Below are 18,495 nucleotides of genomic sequence, written 5' to 3'. Positions count from 1 at the left end.
ATGATGCGTACCCCGAACCCGATCGAACTGGCGCTGATCCTTGCCCTGGCCGGCTGCGCCGCTGGCCCCGATTATCACCGGCCGCAGATTCCGGCACCGGACGACTGGCGTGCATGGCGCAGTGGCGCCGATGCGCTGGCGGTGCCGGTGGTCGAAAGCGGGCTGGAGACGGACTGGTGGAAGCCGTTCGGCGACCCGCTGCTTGACCGGCTGGTCGAGCGCGCCCGTGCCGCCAGCCCGGACGTGCGCACCGCGGCGTTGCGCTTCGCCCAGAGCCGCGCTCAGCGCAGCACCGTGGCGGCACAGCGCGGGGTCCAGGTTGATGCCGTCGGCAGTCTCGATCGTCAGCGGCAGAGTGAGCATGCCGTCAGCACCCGGCTGATCGACGTGCTGTCGCCGGCGCGCCACGACGAACTGGTCGGCGTGCTCAGCGAACCGGTAACGGTGTACCAGGCCGGTTTCGATGCGTCGTGGGAGGCCGATCTGTGGGGACGGGTCGCCCGCCAGCTGGAGGCGGCCGATGCCCGCATCGCCGGATCGCGTGCCGAACTGCAGCAGGTCACACTCAGCGTGACGGCCGAAGTGGTGCGCAACTATGTCGAACTGCGAGCGGCCCAGCAGCAGCTGCGGCTGGGCCGGGCGCGGGTGGCCGCCGCCGGTGAGGCGCTGCAACTGGCACAGGCACGGGTGGCCGGCGGGCTGGACGACAGCGGGGTGGCCGAGCGCCGCCGGGCACAACTGGCGGACGCCGAAGCCGCATTGCCGCCATGGCTGGCGCGCGAGGCGCAGGCGATCAATCAGCTGACCCTGCTGCTCGGGGAACGCCCCGGCGCGCTGCGGACCGAACTGGCCGACAACGGCCGCGGCCCCGGCGACTGGCCGCGCCCGGACCTCGCGCTCGGCGTGCCCTCGGCGCTGCTGCAGCGCCGCCCGGACATCGGTGCGGCCGAGGCACGGTTGCAGGCGGCCGTGGCCGAGGTCGGCGTGGCGGTGGCCGACCTGTATCCGCGGTTGACCATTGGTGCGCGCTTTGGTCTGGACTCCTATCAGGCCGGGCAGTTTGGCGACTGGGGCAGCCGCGAGTGGTCGATCGGGCCCAGCCTGACCCTGCCGCTGTTCGACCAGGGCCGCCGGCGCAGCACGATTACCCTGCGCAAGCTCGAACAGCAGGAAGCCGCTGTTGCCTACCAGCAGAGCGTGCTCGGTGCCTGGCACGATGTCGACCGTGCCCTGGCGCGCTATGCGGCGGAACAGCAGCGCCGCGTACAGCTGGCCCGGACCGAGGCCGCCCGCCGCGACGAACTGACGCTGGCGCAGGCGCGGCAGACTGGCGGCATGACCGACTTCCTGACCGTGCTCGACGCACGCTGTGCGCAACTGCAGGCGCAGGGCGCCCGGGCGGACAGCGAGGCGCAACTGCTGCTGGATCTGGTGGCGGTTTACAAGAGTGTCGGGGTGTAGCAGGGCAATTTTCTTGTAGTGGTTGACGTTTTGTCATTAATGGACATAATGTCACTCATGCCAAATCTCCAAGAAAACCAGCTCCTGCTGCGCGAGGCGCGGAAAATCGTCGACGCGCTCGGGCAGACCTTCGCCCCGCTGGTCGAGGTCGTGCTGCACGACCTGACCCGGCCCGAACACGCGGTGGTGGCGATCGCCAACAACCTGTCCGGCCGCGAAGTCGGCGACGCGGCGACCGAGCTCGGTCTGGCGCGCATCACCAATCCCGACTTCCCGGAAGTCATCCAGAACTACGCCAACCGCTTTCCCGATGGCCGTCCGGCCAAGAGCACATCGATCGGCCTGAAGAACAGCGACGGTGAGTTCGTCGCCGCGATCTGCCTGAACATGGACGTGTCGATGCTGGGCGCCATGACCGCCGGGCTCGGCCAGCTGATCCGCACCGACACGCCGGCACCGGCGGTAAACGAATCGCTGGCGCCGCGCCGGGTCGAAGAAGTCCGCACCGTGCTCGAACGCTATGCCGCCGCCCGCAATACCACGCCGATGGGCCTGAATCTCGACCAGCGCCGCGATGCGATGCGCGAACTGGCTGCCAGCGGACTGCTGGACCTGCGCCGCGCGCTGTCCGAAGTGGCGCAGACCCTCGGCGTCGCCCGCTCAACCGTCTATACCTATCTCCCCCAGGAAGACCGACCATGACTGCACTGCCCATTTCCTTTGCCGATGTTGTCGCTGCCCATGAACGCATCCATGGCGTCGCCCACCAGACCCCGGTGCTGACTTCGGCGACAGCCGATGCGCTGACCGGCGCCACGCTGTTCTTCAAGTGCGAGAATTTCCAGCGCATGGGAGCGTTCAAGTTCCGCGGCGCCTACAACGCCATCTCGCAGTTCACCCCGGAACAGAAGGCCAGCGGCGTGATCACGTTCTCGTCCGGCAACCATGCGCAGGCGATTGCCCTGTCGGCGCGGCTGCTTGGCGTCAGGGCAGTGATCGTGATGCCGGAAGATGCGCCGGCAATCAAGGTCGAAGCCACGCGCGGCTATGGCGGCGAGGTGATCTTCTACAACCGTTATACCGAGGACCGCGAGGCCATCGGCAAGCGGCTGGCAGCCGAACGCGGCCTGACGCTGATTCCGCCGTACGACCATCCGCACGTGATGGCCGGGCAGGGCACGGCCGCCAGGGAACTGATCGAACAGGCCGGCGAACTGGATCTGCTGCTGGTCTGCCTCGGCGGCGGCGGGCTGCTGTCCGGCTGCGCGGTGGCGGCCAGGGCGATGAACCCGGCCTGCAAGGTGATCGGGGTCGAGCCCGAGGCCGGCAATGACGGCCAGCGCAGCTTCCGCAGCGGCGAAATCGTCCATATCGACACGCCAAAGACCATCGCCGACGGTGCCCAGACCCAGCATCTTGGCAACTACACCTTCCCGGTCATTCGCGGGCTGGTCGACGACATTGTCACCGTCAGCGATGCGGAACTGGTCGATACCATGGCCTTCCTGGCCGGCCGGATGAAAGTGGTCGCCGAGCCGACCGGCTGCCTGGCCGCCGCCGCCGCGCTGCATGGCAAGGTCGATGTCGCCGGCAAGCGGGTCGGCATTATCGTGTCCGGCGGCAATGTTGACCTGCAGCGCTTTGCCGCGCTGATCCAGGGCCTGGCATGAGTGCGCCGCGCTTCGTCGATCCGGCGGCCATGGCGGCGCCCGGCGGGCATTACTCGCATGCGGTCTGCGCCGGCGGGCTGGTCTATGTGTCCGGCCAGTTGCCGATCACCGCTGATGGCCACAAGCTGACCGGCGCGCCCTTCGAGGCGCAGGCGCGCCAGGTGCTGGCCAATGTCGGGCAGGCGCTGCTTGCCTGCGGCAGCAGCCCGTCACGGCTGCTGCAGGTGCGCGTCTACCTGACCGACATCGACAACTGGCCACTGTTCAACCGCCTGTACGCGGCCTGGCTTGGTGAGCTGCGCCCGGCCCGCGCCGTTGTGCCGGTGCCGGTACTGCACCACGGACTGGCGGTCGAGATGGAGGCGGTCGCCCGGGCCTGAGCTTGCCGGCCCGCCGGCGGCAGGCGGATGATGGCCGCCCCGATTTGTGCGAAAGATGTCATGCCGATCCCCGCAAACCAGCGCGAACTGCTGGACGCGATACGAACCCGCTATGCGCAGCTCGATGCCGAGCTGCGCACGGTGCCGCCGGCGCAGGCCTTTGAGGCGACACTGGAAGGCCATGTGCAGGGCACGCTGATCAGCGTGGCCGACCTGGTGGCCTATCTGCTGGGCTGGAACCTGCTGGTGCTGAAGTGGTGTGCCGGCCGGGACGCCGGGCGGGAGGTGGATTTCCCCGATACCGGGTTCAAGTGGAATGAACTCGGCCGGCTGGCACAGCGGTTCTATCGTGACCACGCCGCGCTGGATTTTCCGGCGCGGCGGGACGCGCTGGCCCACGCCCATGCCGATATCGTCGAGCGGGTCATGCGCGAAACCGACGCCTCGCTGTATGGCGAAGCGTGGTACGGCAAGTATCCGCTCGGACGGATGATCCAGCTCAATACCTCGTCACCGTATGCCAATGCCCGGGCACGGCTGCGCAAGTGGAAGAAGGCCCGAGGTGTCTAGCCGGACCCGGAAGCGACGCACCGGGCTGGATGGATCGTCGCATTTGCCAACCTGCTTGCCATTTGGGGGCGAGCCGACAGCGACCGCTGTCACCCTGCAATCCCGCACGGCCGACGCACGGTGGCCCCGTCCGCATCGAACGCATTCGTCCGCATCGCCGCCTTCGTCTCCGGTCCGGTTGTAGCGGATGGTGCGAACGGTGAGACAACGGTTGTCATGGACGATGACGGTAGGCGTGCCGGTGCAGCGCTGGGCAGTCGCGGGGTCGGCCTGCGTGATCATGGGGTCTCCTCCTGTTCCAGCCTGCTTTTTGACGCTATAAACCAGCCGGTTTCTTGCGGAATGTCACTATGGCCGGTCCGCATGCCCCCGACGCAGCAAGGCGGTGCTCAGTGCCCGCACCAGCCGGACCGTCGATACCGGTCCGCCAAATGGCCACAGACCGTCAGGCAGAACCAGCAGCCGTTCGTGCCGAACGGCGGGTGCCTGCTTCCATACCGGCGTCTGCGGGGGGGCGCCGCCGAGCAGGGCAAGGGTGACGTCCAGAACCAGCAGTTCCTCAACTGTTTTGACCGTGATTCCCTGCCGCGCGCGCTCGTGCAGCCACGGGCCGCCAAGGCCCAGTGCCTTCTGCACGCCACCCGGCACACTGTTGCCGGCGAAGGCCCACATCTGCGGCACACCGGCGATGTGCTGCAGGATGGCCAGTGGCTTGCCGGCCCAGCCCGCCGCAGCCAGTCGGTTCCGCTCTCTGGCGAGACAGTCGTCCAGTACTGTCAGCGCAAGCCCTGCGCGCGTTTCCAGACCCAGTGTCAGGGCAAGTTGACGATGGTCCTCGAATACGGCGGCGAGTCCTTCACGTTCACTGCTGGACAACATCAGGGTCGGAGCAATGCGCTCCAGCAGGGCTTTCAGCGATGCATGCCGGAAGTCGACTGCCACGATCAGGTCCGGGCGTAGCATGGCGATGGCTTCCAGCGATGGCTGTTGCCGATTGCCAACATTGATGGCAGTGGCGAGCCGTGCCTTTTCCACACCGACCCAGCGGCTGTAGCCGCCGGTATCGGCAACCCCTACCGGCGTGACGCCCAGCGCCAGGACCATTTCCGTAGCGTGATACTCGAGAGTGATCACCCGGGGCTGTCGATGCTGCAGGGGAGTGCGAGCCTGTGAAGGCAGCGCGGCCAGGGCCGTGGCGAACAGCAACCGGCGGCGGCTAATCCTGTCGCTGCCAGTGTTCAAGGAGGGCATGCAGTTCAGTCCGATCGAGATGCTCAAGGTGCGGGCAGCTGGCGCAATACACCATGCCGGGAATTTCGTGCCGCAGGCAGCACAGGCGGCGCAAGCGGGTCGGAGTTGTCCGGACCTCGGGCAGCAGTGGGGCGATATGGCGGACGGGATATCGCATCGGGTTGCGAAGCGTGTTTCCTGATCCGTCCGGCAGGAGCCAGTGCCCGGCTTCCAGCAGAAAGAGCCGGTCTGCTTCACTGGATGACGGCAGTCTGGAGAAAATTGCATCGAGCAGATTGCCGAGGTTGTTCCACAGCACGCGGGGTGCGAGCCGGCCGTGGCTGGCCAGTGCCGCGATCAGCGGGGCAAGGTGGTCAAACAGGAGTTCGCTCCAGCGGTCCGTGTCATCCTGCAGCGGTGCGCCGACATATGCATAACGGAAGGCGCAGGCCTCTCCATCCGGACCCATCCGCAGCGACAGTGCGCTGATCTCCTGCGGCAAGCGCCAGCCATGCTGCAGCAATGCCAGTTGCGGGATCAGCAGGCAGGCGAGGTACCGCTTCAGCCACTGGGAGACCAGCGCACGGCGCGGGGCGGTGGCATGCCTGGAGGCATAGCGCGCCATTGCTGCTGCAATGTTTTCCGGGTCTCGCAGCATACCAACCGCCATTTCACTGGCACCATCCGGTTCCAGTACTACGCAACGAGCGTAAGGGGCCAGCGGGCCGGTCAGCCAGCGACGAGGATCGGGCGGGCTCATGTTGCCTTCCGTGCATACATCAACTGGCAAAGAAAGACCGGTGCGCCGATCAAGGTGGTGATCAGACCGAACGGCAGATCCTGCGGTGCCAGCAGGGTGCGTCCGAGCAGGTCGGCCAGTCCGCACAGAATGGCCCCCAGCGACATGGCCAGCACCAGCCGCGGCCGATGCCGGCCAGCCCCCAGCCGGCGCGCCATGTGCGGCGCGACCAGTCCGACAAAACCCGCCGGGCCGGCGCAGGCGACGACCAGTCCGGCCAGCACGCAGGCGATGCCGAGCAGTCGCAGGCGGACCGATGAGACCGCCAGGCCAAGGCTGGTTGCGGTTTCGTCTCCGAGCTCCAGCAGGTCGAGTGCTCTCGCCTGGCGGTAGGCCAGCGGCAGCAGCGTCACGCAACCAGCGAGCAGCAGGCCGGCTTCGGCCCAGCCTCGACCATAGCTGCTGCCCACCAGCCAGGTCACGGCCTGGGCCGGTTGCAACTTCGACTGGGCAACAATCAGGGTGCCGAATGCGCTGCACAGGGTGGCCAGTGCCATGCCGCCGAGCGCCAGCTGCATCGGCGCCCATTGTTGTTTGCGGGTGACCCACAACAGGATGCTGAGCAGGCTGCCGACCCCGATCAGGGAAAAGGGCAGGCGGACATGCCATGCCGGATCCGGAAACCAGACCAGCGACAGCAATATCGCCAGTGCCGCACCCTGGCTCAGCCCGAGCAGTTCGGGACCGGCCAGCGGGTTGCGTACCACGCCCTGCAGCAGCACGCCGCTGGCTGCCAGCAGTGTCCCGGCCAGCATGGCTACGCCAACGCGCGGTCCGCGCAGATCGAACAACAGCCCGGCAAGGCTGGATGGGTTTCGCCAGCCGTCGAGCAACTGGTCCGGCGTCAGTTGCAGACCCAGCAGGGCAACCGGCGGCAGGATGGCCAGCGTAAGGAAGGATGCATGCGGAAACGGAGGGCGACTGTCCGGGAATCGTGTCGGCACGGGCAGTCCGGCGGACGCCTGCTTGCCGATCAGCCACAGCAGTAATGGCGTCCCGGCCACTGCCGTGGCGACGCCCAGCGGCAGCAGGCTGCGGCTGGTATCGCCGAGCCAGTCAGCGAGCGGATCTGCAAATGCAAGCAGTAGTGCCCCGGTCAGTCCGGCACCCGGCAGCAGCCGGGCCGGCTGGCTGATCCCGGCCAGGCGCAGCAGATTGGGCGCGAGCAGCCCGACCAGCCCCAGTGGTCCCGCCAGGGTCATGGCCACGGCTGAAAGTAGCGAGGCAATCAGCAACAGCCGGCGGCGGAGGCGATCGACGTTCAGCCCCACGCTGGCGGCACTGTCATCCCCGAGCGCCAGTAGTTGCAACTGGTTGCGGTTGCGCCAGGCCATGGCGGTGGCCAGCATGAACCAGGGCAGACCACCGGTCACACCCGTCCAGCCGGACTGAAACAGCGAGCCCGCACTCCACAGTGCAACCCCCGCCACGTGCTGATCGAACAGTACCAGTATCAGGCTGACCATGGCCGACAGCAGCAGTGACACCACGCTGCCGGCCAGTACGAGCGTCAGCGGATGGGCACGCCAGCCGCCAGCGATGACGAAGCAGAACAGCACGGCGAGCAGCGCACCGGCAAAAACCGTCGGTACGGTTGCCAGCGCCAGACTTGCGGGCAGCAGCACGGTGGCGATCAACCCCAGCTGGGCGCCTGCTGTGACGCCCAGCACGCCGGGGGATGCCAGGAAATTGCGAGAGAGTGCCTGAAGCAGACAACCCGCCATGCCCAGCGCTGCGCCCGCCATCAGCGTTGCCGCGACACGGGGGAGACGCAACTGACTGAAGGCGATCCACAGGGTGTCTCCGTCGACATGGCCGTTCAGCCAGGTCTGCAGCGTGATGCGGCCAGATGGCAGCGGTCCGGTCAGACTCAAGCCGATTGCGACCAGAAGGCCGCCCAGCAGCCATGTGAACGGATGGCTGCAACGAGTGCTCAGGGGACGCATGGTGGCTGTTCCGCCGGTGTGCTCATGCGCGGCAGGCAGACGGGCTGGCCGTCGATCAGGCCGGCGCACATGTCCACACCAAATACGGATGACAGCACTGCCGGTACGGCGAGGGTGGCCGGTGGACCCTCGGCATGCACGCGGCCATCGCGCATGAGCACCATGTGCTCGGAGAAGGCCGCAGCCTGATTCAGATCATGCAGCACCCAGAGTACGGTCAGACCGTGCTCGCGACTGAGCGCACGCATCCGCTGCAGGATTTCCATCTGGTGATGAACATCGAGAAAGGTCGTGGGCTCGTCGAGCAACAGCGTATGGCTTCCCTGTGCGAGCGCCATGGCGATCCGGGCGAGCTGGCGCTGCCCTCCCGACAGCCGTGACAGCGGCTGGTCACGCAGTGCAGTCAGGCCGCTGGCACTGATGGCCCACGAGATCCAGCGCTGGTTGCCGTCGCTGATCCTTTCCGTCAGCCCGGTATGGACGAACCGGCCGCAGGCAACCAGTTCGGCAACGGTCATGCTGGTGGGCAGCAGAGGAGATTGCCCCAGTATTGCCAGATGCCGTGCTCGTTCCTGTGCCGTCATCGCAGAAAGGAGCCGGTCGCCGAGCCAGACGCTGCCGGCCTGCGGCCTGATCAGGCCGGCCAGCGCCCTGAGCAACGTGCTCTTGCCACAACCGTTTGGGCCGCACAGCGCGCTGACCCGAGCATCGGGGAAAGCCAGGTCAATCTCCGACAGCACCTGCTTGCCAGCCAATGCCACGCTGAGTCGGGAGGCCCGGAGGGAACCGGGGATGGTGTTCATGTGTGGTCCTGCCCACGCTGGCTCCACGAGCCGGGAGCGGCCTCGCTGGCCCACTCGATGGGAAAGGGGGGGGCTGCCGTTGCATACCGCTCTTCACCGAGAATGGCATTGGCGATGATTGCACCGCGCCAGGCTGCCAGGCTCAGTTGTGGATCCGCGATGCCGTGGCTGTGAAGCCCGCCGTTCTGCACGAAAATATGGTGGTCAGCCGGCCCGTCCCAGGGCACCGAGAAATCATGACGCAGCGGCAAATGCCCTTGCTGATCGATATTCAGCCGGCCCCGCAATGGTTCGATGCAGGCGGGCAGCCGGGTCAGATAACCTGTGGCCAGAACCACTACATCAGCGTCGACGTGATGGATCCGGTCATCAAAGCCATTATGGGCAGCCAGTATCCAGCCGCCAGCGGGGAGGCATTCCATTGCCCTTACGTCCCGGTGTGGAAGGATGCGCAGCCTTTGTTCCCGGCCCTCCTGCAAGCTGCTCAGATAGAGTGTCTGGTAAATCTGCCTGAGCGTTTCGTGTGAAATGCCATTACCAGTCAATGTTTGCTGCCTGATCAGCGCGGGCTTGCATGCCATTGGCAACGAATGGAACGCGTTGACATAGCTGGGGGTGAAGAATTCGTTACTGAACGGTGCCTCGTCGAGTGCCTCCAGCGTGTGCCGCCGTGACAGCCAGCAGATCGATTGTGTCCGGCCACGTCGACCAGACATCAGGTCAAGCACGACCTCGGCACCACTTTGTCCTCCGCCGACAACCGCAATGCGCAGGCCTGTCGCGTCGGGAACCCGCGCCAGATAGTGATGGGAATGCAGGCAGCGCGGGTGTTCATGCCGACGGGCCCAGTCGGGAATGTTGGGCGTAAGTCCGGTGGCGACAACCAAATGTCGGGCATGTTCGCACTTCCCGTCGAATTGCAAGCGGAAACCGTTTTCGCTCCACCTGATTTCTTGCACTTCGTGCTTGAAATGCAGGTTAGGCAGTTTTTCTGCCACCCACTGCAGGTAATCGGCAAACTCATATCGTCGGACATGGGTAAAGCCGGCATGAATGAAGCGATGAAAGCGGTGTTTGGCTACCAGATAGGCAATAAAAGAATATGCGCTAGTAGGGTCTGCAGACAAAACCAGATCTTTGAGAAAAGAGGTCTGCATCGCTGCATCGTCGACCATCATGCCCGGATGCCAGTCAAATTGTTCGCGCCGGTCAAAGAAGGCGCTGCGGATTCTTCCGTGTGGGGCCAGCAAGGCGGCAACACTGAGGTTGAAAGGGCCCGCACCGATACCCGCGACATCAAAGTGAATGGACATGACGATTCCTGAATTCGAGAATGAAATAGAGGGAGAGTGGCTATTTCCCGGATGGCGCTCCGAATATCAGGGGGTTATCCAGCAAGGGGCCCGGTGAATGAACGGGGCGCTGGGCCATATCGCCATAGCCATGGGAAAAGCGGGCCCGATTCAGCGACAGGAGAGGCATTTTGTGACTGAATAATCCCAATCTGGTAAAACGTGGTGCAAGTGTCGGATGGCTGTCCTGATAGATCTGCAAACGTTTGGCAAGTAGTCGATAGAAGGCGTATTCACTGAATACGCCTTCAATTTCCAGTTGTGGCGCCATGAAACGGAACACACTGGCGAACAGTCCGGTCCACAGGTGATGTATCAGGAAGTGGGGAGGCAAGGCTGGCAACGCATCCCATGCCTGCACTGGCAAGCCGGGATGGCTGGTCCAGTCCTCATCAGTGCGAAACAGATCTCCTTGATAATCCTTGAGCAGGATGCCGACCGGAAGTTCATCCCGGAAACGCAGCATGAGGTTCTGACCGTGAGCGATGAAGCCCAGACCGTAGCGTGCCTGCAAGTGATACAGCGGAACGACTGCCCGGTCGAACAGGAACGTCAGCCAGCGTGTTGCACCGGTACCCGACATATGGATCAGTTCAGCGGCAAGTGAGTGGCCGCTGTCATCCTTCTGCTGAAGGACCGAGGCCATCACGATGCGTTCGCCAGTACCCAGGTGCGAATGCGCGCTTTCGCGCCAGACTGCGCCGAGCATCTCGTCGAACTGATAGGGAGTGCCCGGAAGTGTGTGGTAGACAGGGTGGGGGATGAAGGCAGTAGCTGCTTCTTTCAGTGCTGTTGCGTTGCAATCTGCCAACAGGGGATCGCTGGTCAGCAGCTGTTGCAGCCAGATTGACTGCATGGGGGAGTGGGACAGATGTCGAGCTGACAGGCCTCGATATGCCGAGGTCGTGAGCAGGCTAAGCGACAGCTTCAGGTCTGGTCGGGCCGGGCGATCGATATTGCTGAGCGTGCGCAATGACGGCTGGGGAACATAGCAGTCTCCTGCCTCGCCTAGTGGAAACATGGCACCTGCGGCAATTGGCCCTGCAAACTGCCGGGTAATCATGGCCTCCCATTGCCAGGGATGGACGGGCATCGTCCAGTATTCAGAAGAGGGGAGCAGCCCAGACAACCGGTTATGCTCGGCCTCATTGCAACTGGCCTCCAGCAGACGACTGGCAGTCCAGCCTGGTGCATATACGGGTTCAGCCAGTGAGTGATGAACGGCGAGCCAGTGCAGGCGAAAAGCAGGGGCATGTTCGGGCGCATAGCGCTGATTGTCGATAAAGCTCCAGCCAATACGGCCTTTTGACGGGATTGCTTTCGGGTGCCCATCAAGCAGGCTGTGCAAGTGGTGAGATGGCAAAGCCAGCCAGTCGCGAGCGCACAGTCCGCGCCGGGCCGCCAGCATCTGGGTATCTGCGGCCAGTGTGTTGAGTGTTTCGCTCAGGTAATTGGCCAGTGTCGCCGGGTTTTTCACCCGTCCTTCCAGCACGCGGTGCAGTACAGTCATTGCATCTGTTGCCGGGCTGCCATCTGCAATATGGATGACACTGCCGGGATGGATCACGGGGTGCTGCCAGCGATTCAAGCGACCTTGCCAGCAGTAACCCCCTGTCGGAACAGACACTGAAAAACGACTGCCGTTTTCCGATTGGCTAGCGGTGATTAGCCCCTCATAACACAGTTCGGCCAAGGCCTTTTCAATCAGATTGACATTGGCCTGCCGCCAGAGATCCGGATCGTGCAGGCCGAGCAGGCCCAGCTCATTGCCCCGGCTGGCCCTCATTCCTCACCCCACGGACCATGCTGTTCGAAGAATACTTCCCGCTCAAGCATCAGCAGCGCCGCGCGCTTATGAGGAAAGTCAAACTCCTTTAGCTTGGCAAATCCCTGATTCTGCAGATGAGAGATAAACCGGACATTATCGATATGTGGCTCTCCCACCAGCCTTTGCGTGCGAGAGTCGTCCAGAAACACGTAATGACTGACCGCTCGCATCCAGGCGATGGTTTTTCCTTTGCTGGCATGACGGCTATTGCCAACTAATAGATGGCAACCACGGTCAAAATCCTGCGCTGCATAGAAGGGGGCCAGTCGGTCCTCTTTTGCCCAGTAGACCTCAAAATAGGCAAAAGGCTCTCCATCGAACTCGCCCATCAGTGGAAGAACACCCACGTCGTCGATCTGTGCCTGCAGATAAGCTGCATGTGCTTCACGCTTTCCTGCCAGTGTCCAGAAGCGATGTACCCGATCCATATTCATCCAGGCATGGAATAGCGGTAGATCCCGGCGGATATTGGCAACCCGGAGCGTGAACGTGCATCCCTGTCGGGGCAGATAGCGTTGGTAGACCACACCTTGTGGCTGTGGTGCGCGACGTGGATGGCGCCTGCCATGGCTCATGACGTATTCAGTGGCAACTCCGGACACCCCTGGGGTGGGGAGCCACAACTGTGGCTGTTGCCAGAATACCGCCCGGCTGCAGCCAAGCCGCCAGCCATTTGCCGTGGCAATGCGCCTCCCCATTATTCCCATCCTCACCAGCGTCACGGCGAACTCGTCCGTGCAGCCGGTATCGAGCATGACATCGCGCAACGATGGCTGATGGCAAAACAGTTCGGCCAATAGCGGCATCAAGGCCAGCGGGGGCGTTTCGGGATGCAGCGGGCCAGTCAGCAGAATACTGTTGGCTGCGGGTCGGCTTAACTGCAGGGTGGCCATTGTCACACTGCCGACCTGCAGCGTAACAAGGCTGTCCTGAATCGTGCTTGCTGCCAGTCTCTGGTCTGGCAGACACAGCGAGAAGGCGCTCATTGATGACTCTCCGGGTTCGCTGCGGCAGCAATTGGATTGCGCAGCGGCACGTACGAACGGAACGAGTCCTCCGGATTTGCCGTTTCGTCCAGACCACGGAGGCTGAGCATGAAGTTGCCTTTGCTCATCAGCATGGGAGAGTCGAGCAGGTAGTCGATGAAGTGCGGAAATCTGGGAGAGGTGCGTCGCAGCGCCAGCAGAGAGTGTCGCAGACGTTCAGCAAGCCGCATTTCGTCTACCAGGCCATCGACCCCCAGCGTGGCAATCAAACTCAGTACATTGTTGACGATCAGGTAATAGCCCAGCAGATGATTGGCCATGGTTTCATTGAAAGCCAGTGTGCTGGCGCTCCTGATCCCGGGAATCTGTCCGGTGAGTTCAGCGATGGTTTCCGGATGAAATGCGGCGCCCTGCCCATCACGGAGCCAGATGCCGGCAGGCCAGCCTGACTTCAGTGTCAGCACGGTGTTCTGCTGGTGAGCGCTGAATAGAAAACCGTAGTCAGCCTGGGCAATCAACAGCGGTTTGAGTGCAACGGAAAGGAAGCAGTCAAACCATTCCATGGCAAGTAGGGTGAGGGGGCGCTGCTCTTGCGCGGCAAGGTCAACGATCAGGCGGCTGACCATTGATGCCGTACCGTTTGCCCCTTCCTGGTACAAGGTGGCCATGACGTAGGACGTGCAGTCGGGCGGAAATGGGTTGTCACGGAAAATGACAAAACTTTCTGCCAGGGGATGACCGTCCAGCGTTGTCAGCGCCAGTGCACCATGCTCATGCAGGATGCCGAGCGTCGGGCAGCGATGGCGCAATGCCTTCCCCTGCTTGCTCGAGAAGATATCGCGGACCAGCTGGCCGCGCATGACCTCATCCATCCGCAGCACGCGTCTGGAATTGGTAATGCGTACTGACAGTGAAAATTTCAGCATGGCCGGTGCATGTGGCGAATACAGGGTTCGCAAGGAAGATGTCGGAAACCAGTCTGTACCGGCTTCTCCCAGATCAATCAGGGCGTCGCGGCTGCGCCAGTGATGATAGGCAGGGGCCCGGCGCAGCACGCCAGCCTGCCAGGGATGGACCGGCAGCCATTGCCAGCCCTCGCTGTGCGGGTAGCGGGTCATCATGGTGGATAGTCCCGGATCGCTGGTGATCAGTGCATCGGGAAGGAAGGATGAGCCGGGCCTTGCTTGCCACAGCGCCCCGGCCTGCACGGCAAACCAGACCAGAGGAGTGTGCCCACCGAAATCCGGGCTGTAGCGAATGTGGTCTTCACGGGTGAATTCGTCCCGGCTCTTGGGGGTTGGGTGAACTGCATGGCCATAAACCAGCCCTTGCTCTGCGGCGAGGAAACCTGCATCAGGCCAGCTTGGGGCCTGGTGGTCCGCGTCTGCATCAAGCAGTGTGGCTGCGCTGTCCAGCACACGGAGAAGGAAGCGCCGGCGTGTGCTGTCATCAATGTCCGGTGCCAGCGCTGGTTCACCTGCGAGCAGGGAGACCGTCTGGGCAAAATCAATAGCGAAAGCGGGACCGCCAGCCGGAACAAAGTGAACAGTGCCGTCAAAACGGTGCCGGCCCGACAGGGAGAAATATTGCAATGGCACCTGCAGCACTCCCTCTGGACGGGTCAGCGGCAGGCAGAGCGTTCCGTCCTGACCGGACAGGTTGCTGTTCTCGGCCGGCAGGCGTTTTGCAGGAGACCATTCACGCCACAGTGCGTTCATGAATGCAGACAGTGAGGCGCGCTCGCTGAGGACTGGGCGGGTGTTCATGGTGGGGTTCCAGGAATAGGTACGGTGCGTACCATCAAGCTAAATGACAATGATTCCTGTTTGCAAATCCGGGTGATGTTGCAAAGAATGTCCGGCGGTGGCTGTGCCGATCTGACTGGGGGAGAGCATGGAACAGGGGAAGTGCGCACCTGGGCAGAAGGCTGGCGGGGGGCGTGAATGGACGCAACTGATATTGGCTGCTGCTGGCATGGTGATGGGGATTGGGCAGACAGCATTGCTGACCACTTTGCCGTTACTGATGCAGCGAACCGGTCTGGCACTTGAGTTCATCACCATGATTCTGGCTTCTGGCTCGCTGGCATTTCTGGCAGGGGCGCCGTGCTGGGGCCTCCTCTCTCGCCGTTTGGGACCGCGCTGCATCGTTGCAGTGGCCCTGGCAGGGTTCGGGCTCAGTCACATGCTGCTGTTCTGGCAACTCGGGCAGGGTAGTGACTGGGAAGGGCAGGGCAAAACACTGCTGGCTGGTCGGTTCCTTTACGGACTGACGGTGTCAGGGCTGGTGCCGACCTGCCAGGCTTGGCTGCTCGCAGGCGCATGCCAGCGGCAGCAGCGAGCTGTGCTGTCCCGGTTTTCTGCTGCACTGGCGCTGGGCCGGTCGTTGGGACCGGCACTGGTGGCAGGGAGCCTGTGGTTAAGCCCGTCGGGCCCCTTTTTGCTGGTAGCGCTGTCAGCCTGGCCGGTTCTGCTGATGCTGCCGCTGGCGGTACCCTGCCATGCAGAATCGGGATGCGCCGGCTGGCCTGACTGGCACCTGCAGGCGCTGCTTGGCTGGCCGGTACTGACTCTGGTTATCGTGACCGCATTTGGCCTGATGCAGTACGCGCTGGGCCCCTGGCTGATGCTCTGCATGAAACTCGATGCGGCGACGGCATCCTCACAGCTGGGCTGGATGCTGAGCGCTGGCACGCTGGTGGTGGCTGCACTGCAGATCGGGGTGGTTCCTTACTGCAAACCGGGGCGCAGCCTGCTGCGGGCCGGAAGTGTGGGGCTGGTTCTGGCAGGCATGCTGCTGGCGCAGGCAACGACAACACTGACTGCAATGGGAGGGGTTGTGGCTCTGGGCGTGGCTGCTGCGCTGCTTGGACCTGACTGCACGGCACGTGCCCTGCAGGCTGCAGGCAAATCGGGTCAGGCTTGGATGGCTGGCATGGTGGCTACGGTGCACACCACCGGACTTGCCCTGGGGGCTGTGCTGGCAGGCTGGACGCTTGGTCTGTCCCCTTCGGCACCGTTCTGGCTGGCTGCCTTCCTTGGGCTTGGTGTGGTTCTGGCGTCATTAATGGCACGGGTACCGGGGGAGGCGCTTCGCTGATGCCAGGACGCCGTCTGCTTGCCGCATGCCGTGCCCATGCCGTTTGCCGCCGGGCAGGGGAAAGCTGTGAAATTCCAATCCGTACAGGGATACAGCCATGCCCATTTATTCCCACTATGTTCGTTTATGCCCTGTCTCTGCCGCATTGCTGCTGGCACTGGGCAGTCCTTGCGTCCAGGCTGGCGGTTCGGCCCTGGACACGGTTGTGGTGACCGGCGCCCGGGTGCCGACCCGGATCAGCGAGCTGCCCCGCAGCACCTGGGTGGTGGATGCTGACGAGATTGCCCTGCAGGCGCGTGCCGGCGTGCCGCTCAAGGTGCTGCTGGGCCAGTTGGTTCCGAGCCTCGATGTTGGCCCGCAAGGGCGCAGCAACTATGGCCAGAACCTGCGGGGACGCTCGATGCAGGTGATGATCGACGGGGTGTCGCTGAACAGTTCTCGCGCGGTCAGCAGGCAGTTCGATTCGATCGATCCGTACCAGATCGACCGCATCGAAGTGCTGTCGGGCGCGACCGCCCTCTACGGTGGCGGGGCGTCCGGTGGTGTCGTCAATATCGTGACCCGGCGGGGCTCCGAGGGGCTGCACTTCAATACCGAACTCGGGTTGCGCTCCGGTTTTGAAACCGGCAGCGATCATGACTGGCGCGCCGGGCAGTCGGTCTCCGCCGGCAATGACCGGGTGACCGGTCGACTTGGGGTGGCCTATCGTCACAATGGCGCGGCTTATGACGCGGCAGGCCGTCAGGTCACGCCCGATATCACCCAGACTGATCTGCAGTACAACCGCCAGCTCGACATCCTCGGCAACCTGGACTTCAGGCTGCCCGCCGGGCAGCGGCTGAAGCTGACGACGCAGTACTACGATTCAGGTTTTCACGGCGACAAGGCGCTCTATCTCGGACCGAATCTCGCGGGCGCATTGCGCGGGCGGACGGAATGGCTGGCGGTCCGGGATGGCTTCCAGTCGGACGTGGTGCCGCGCTCGACGCGCGCGATGGCGATGTTCGACTATGTGCTGCCACAGGTGCCAGGGGGACAGGATTTGTATCTGCAGGGGTCGTGGCGCAGTGAAAAACTGGATTTCTATCCGTTTCCTGGTGTTATCACCGGCATGACGGTGAGGCCGCCACGCGTGCCGTACTACAGTACATCGCGTCAGCGCACCGGCACCCGGGCGCTGAAGGTGGCACTGGTCAAGTCGCTTGGCGCGGCCAGGTTCACTTACGGGATCGATCTTGACCGCGAGAAGTTCCGGGCGCGGCAGGTGCTGTTCGATGCACGGCGGGGAATGGCGTCGGGGGGGCTCGTGTTCCGGCGCATGGCTGAAGTCGGGCGCTACCCCGGGTTCCGGGTGGAAGGCCGCTCGCTGTTTATCCAGTCCGACTGGCAACCGGCTGAAAGCTGGGGTCTGAGCGCAGGGCTGCGGCATCAACGCATGGCGATCAGCGTGGATGACTTTGTCGATACCCGCCAGCAGGTACTGATGGCCAATCGCATCGGCACGTCGTCTGATGCGATTCCCGGGGGGAGGAACCACTATGCGGTCACCTTGCCGAATGCCGGCGTGGTGTACCGCTTCAATGCCGCCAATCAGTACTACGTGAATTATGCGGAGGGTTTCGAGCTGCCCGACCCGGCCAAATACTATGGGCAGGGCGACTATGCGCTATCCGGCGGACATCGCGGGCACTGGGCACTGAAGAGGGGCGTCAGTGTGACGGGTTCGCCGCTTGCGGGCATCAAGACCCGGCAGCTGGAAGCGGGCTGGCGAGGGCGCGTCGGCAAGCTGTCGGGCCAGATCGCCGCCTTCCATGCCTGGTCCGACCGGAGCATCGAATTCCAGAAATCGACGCTGGCCATCCGTGTGCTGGATCAGGGCACCCGGAATCATGGCCTGGAAGGGCGTCTCGATTATCTGCTGAATGCCCACTGGACCGTGGGCGGGACGGCCCTCGGTATTCAGTCCCGGGAACAGCAGGGTGGCCGCTGGCAAAAACAGTCCGTGACCACTGCCAGCCCGTCCAAGACCACGCTGCACGTGCACTGGCAGGACGGGCCACTGCAACTGCGCCTGCAGGGCGTGCGGAGTTTCCCGTTGCGCGATGCCGGGAGGCAGACGCTGGAGGGGTTCACGCTGGCCGATCTGCTTGGCAGCTACAAGCTGCCACGAGGCACGCTGAACTTCGGCGTGCAGAACCTGTTCGATCGCCAGTATCCGACGCTGTGGAGTCAGCGTGCCCGGCTCTTTTATGACCGGATGGTGGCCCCGGAGGTCGTCGACTTTCAGGGGCGTGGACGGACGTTCAGCCTGGCGTATGGCATTGACTACTGAGTGAGAAGAGGCCGCAGGCCCGCTCCGGTGGCGGGCCGT

15 protein-coding genes are annotated in these 18,495 nt (G+C 63.7%); 7 read left to right on the top strand and 8 right to left on the bottom strand.

Going from position 1 to position 18,495, the window contains the following annotated elements:
• The 5 genes from DFO50_RS10465 to DFO50_RS10445 are packed head-to-tail and all read left to right on the top strand — an operon-like array spanning position 1 to position 4,081.
• Positions 1 to 1,461, top strand: coding sequence for an efflux transporter outer membrane subunit (locus tag DFO50_RS10465; protein ID WP_233495236.1), 1,461 nt, complete (start codon positions 1 to 3; stop codon positions 1,459 to 1,461).
• A 57-nt stretch (positions 1,462 to 1,518) separates the two neighbouring features.
• Positions 1,519 to 2,163 (top strand): transcriptional regulator, encoded by a 645-nt coding sequence (locus tag DFO50_RS10460; RefSeq protein WP_028499787.1) that lies wholly within the window; start codon positions 1,519 to 1,521, stop codon positions 2,161 to 2,163.
• Positions 2,160 to 3,131: a threo-3-hydroxy-L-aspartate ammonia-lyase gene (locus DFO50_RS10455; RefSeq protein WP_112692471.1), complete on the top strand. Its 972-nt coding sequence runs from the start codon at positions 2,160 to 2,162 to the stop codon at positions 3,129 to 3,131. Before DFO50_RS10460 ends, DFO50_RS10455 begins: the two co-directional genes overlap by 4 nt.
• Positions 3,128 to 3,511 carry a RidA family protein gene (locus DFO50_RS10450; RefSeq protein ID WP_112692470.1) on the top strand — a complete coding sequence of 128 codons (384 nt, stop codon included), beginning with the start codon at positions 3,128 to 3,130 and terminating at the stop codon, positions 3,509 to 3,511. Before DFO50_RS10455 ends, DFO50_RS10450 begins: the two co-directional genes overlap by 4 nt.
• Before the next feature lie 60 nt (positions 3,512 to 3,571).
• Positions 3,572 to 4,081: a ClbS/DfsB family four-helix bundle protein gene (locus DFO50_RS10445; RefSeq protein ID WP_112692483.1), complete on the top strand. Its 510-nt coding sequence runs from the start codon at positions 3,572 to 3,574 to the stop codon at positions 4,079 to 4,081.
• Between the two features lie 348 nt (positions 4,082 to 4,429).
• Here DFO50_RS10445 and DFO50_RS10440 read toward each other — a convergent pair whose 3' ends face one another.
• Genes DFO50_RS10440 through DFO50_RS10405 form a run of 8 tightly spaced genes read right to left on the bottom strand, consistent with a single transcriptional unit; the run spans position 4,430 to position 14,791 of the window.
• Positions 4,430 to 5,332, bottom strand: coding sequence for an iron-siderophore ABC transporter substrate-binding protein (locus DFO50_RS10440; RefSeq protein ID WP_084300181.1), 903 nt, complete (start codon positions 5,330 to 5,332; stop codon positions 4,430 to 4,432).
• Positions 5,298 to 6,071 carry a siderophore-iron reductase FhuF gene (gene fhuF / locus DFO50_RS10435; protein WP_084300179.1) on the bottom strand — a complete coding sequence of 258 codons (774 nt, stop codon included), beginning with the start codon at positions 6,069 to 6,071 and terminating at the stop codon, positions 5,298 to 5,300. Before fhuF ends, DFO50_RS10440 begins: the two co-directional genes overlap by 35 nt.
• Positions 6,068 to 8,056 (bottom strand): iron ABC transporter permease, encoded by a 1,989-nt coding sequence (locus DFO50_RS10430; protein WP_051528955.1) that lies wholly within the window; start codon positions 8,054 to 8,056, stop codon positions 6,068 to 6,070. Before DFO50_RS10430 ends, fhuF begins: the two co-directional genes overlap by 4 nt.
• Positions 8,044 to 8,859 (bottom strand): ABC transporter ATP-binding protein, encoded by an 816-nt coding sequence (locus DFO50_RS10425; RefSeq protein ID WP_051528954.1) that lies wholly within the window; start codon positions 8,857 to 8,859, stop codon positions 8,044 to 8,046. Before DFO50_RS10425 ends, DFO50_RS10430 begins: the two co-directional genes overlap by 13 nt.
• Positions 8,856 to 10,172, bottom strand: a complete 1,317-nt coding sequence (locus tag DFO50_RS10420) for a lysine N(6)-hydroxylase/L-ornithine N(5)-oxygenase family protein (RefSeq protein ID WP_107890205.1) — start codon at positions 10,170 to 10,172, stop codon at positions 8,856 to 8,858. Before DFO50_RS10420 ends, DFO50_RS10425 begins: the two co-directional genes overlap by 4 nt.
• A 40-nt stretch (positions 10,173 to 10,212) precedes the next feature.
• The gene (locus tag DFO50_RS10415) at positions 10,213 to 11,997 is read right to left on the bottom strand and encodes an IucA/IucC family siderophore biosynthesis protein (protein ID WP_112692469.1); all 1,785 of its coding nucleotides are present in this window, start codon (positions 11,995 to 11,997) and stop codon (positions 10,213 to 10,215) included.
• Positions 11,994 to 13,025: a GNAT family N-acetyltransferase gene (locus DFO50_RS10410; protein ID WP_199489801.1), complete on the bottom strand. Its 1,032-nt coding sequence runs from the start codon at positions 13,023 to 13,025 to the stop codon at positions 11,994 to 11,996. The genes DFO50_RS10415 and DFO50_RS10410 overlap by 4 nt, the downstream gene beginning before the upstream one ends.
• Positions 13,022 to 14,791: an IucA/IucC family siderophore biosynthesis protein gene (locus tag DFO50_RS10405; protein ID WP_112692468.1), complete on the bottom strand. Its 1,770-nt coding sequence runs from the start codon at positions 14,789 to 14,791 to the stop codon at positions 13,022 to 13,024. The genes DFO50_RS10410 and DFO50_RS10405 overlap by 4 nt, the downstream gene beginning before the upstream one ends.
• Before the next feature lie 127 nt (positions 14,792 to 14,918).
• On the opposite strand from DFO50_RS10405, the gene DFO50_RS10400 reads away from it, so the two are divergent.
• Both DFO50_RS10400 and DFO50_RS19805 read left to right on the top strand, forming a co-directional pair.
• Positions 14,919 to 16,124 (top strand): MFS transporter, encoded by a 1,206-nt coding sequence (locus DFO50_RS10400; RefSeq protein WP_028499779.1) that lies wholly within the window; start codon positions 14,919 to 14,921, stop codon positions 16,122 to 16,124.
• 97 nt (positions 16,125 to 16,221) lie between these two features.
• Entirely contained in the window at positions 16,222 to 18,456 is a 2,235-nt protein-coding gene (locus tag DFO50_RS19805; protein ID WP_028499778.1) for a TonB-dependent receptor, read from the top strand.
• Positions 18,457 to 18,495 lie beyond the last annotated feature (39 nt).

It is taken from the genome of Microvirgula sp. AG722, assembly GCF_003269145.1.
Taxonomy (GTDB): Bacteria; Pseudomonadota; Gammaproteobacteria; order Burkholderiales; family Aquaspirillaceae; genus Microvirgula; species Microvirgula aerodenitrificans.
The sequence above is the reverse complement of the archived record's forward strand: the minus strand, read 5'-3'. Positions and strand labels throughout refer to the sequence as shown.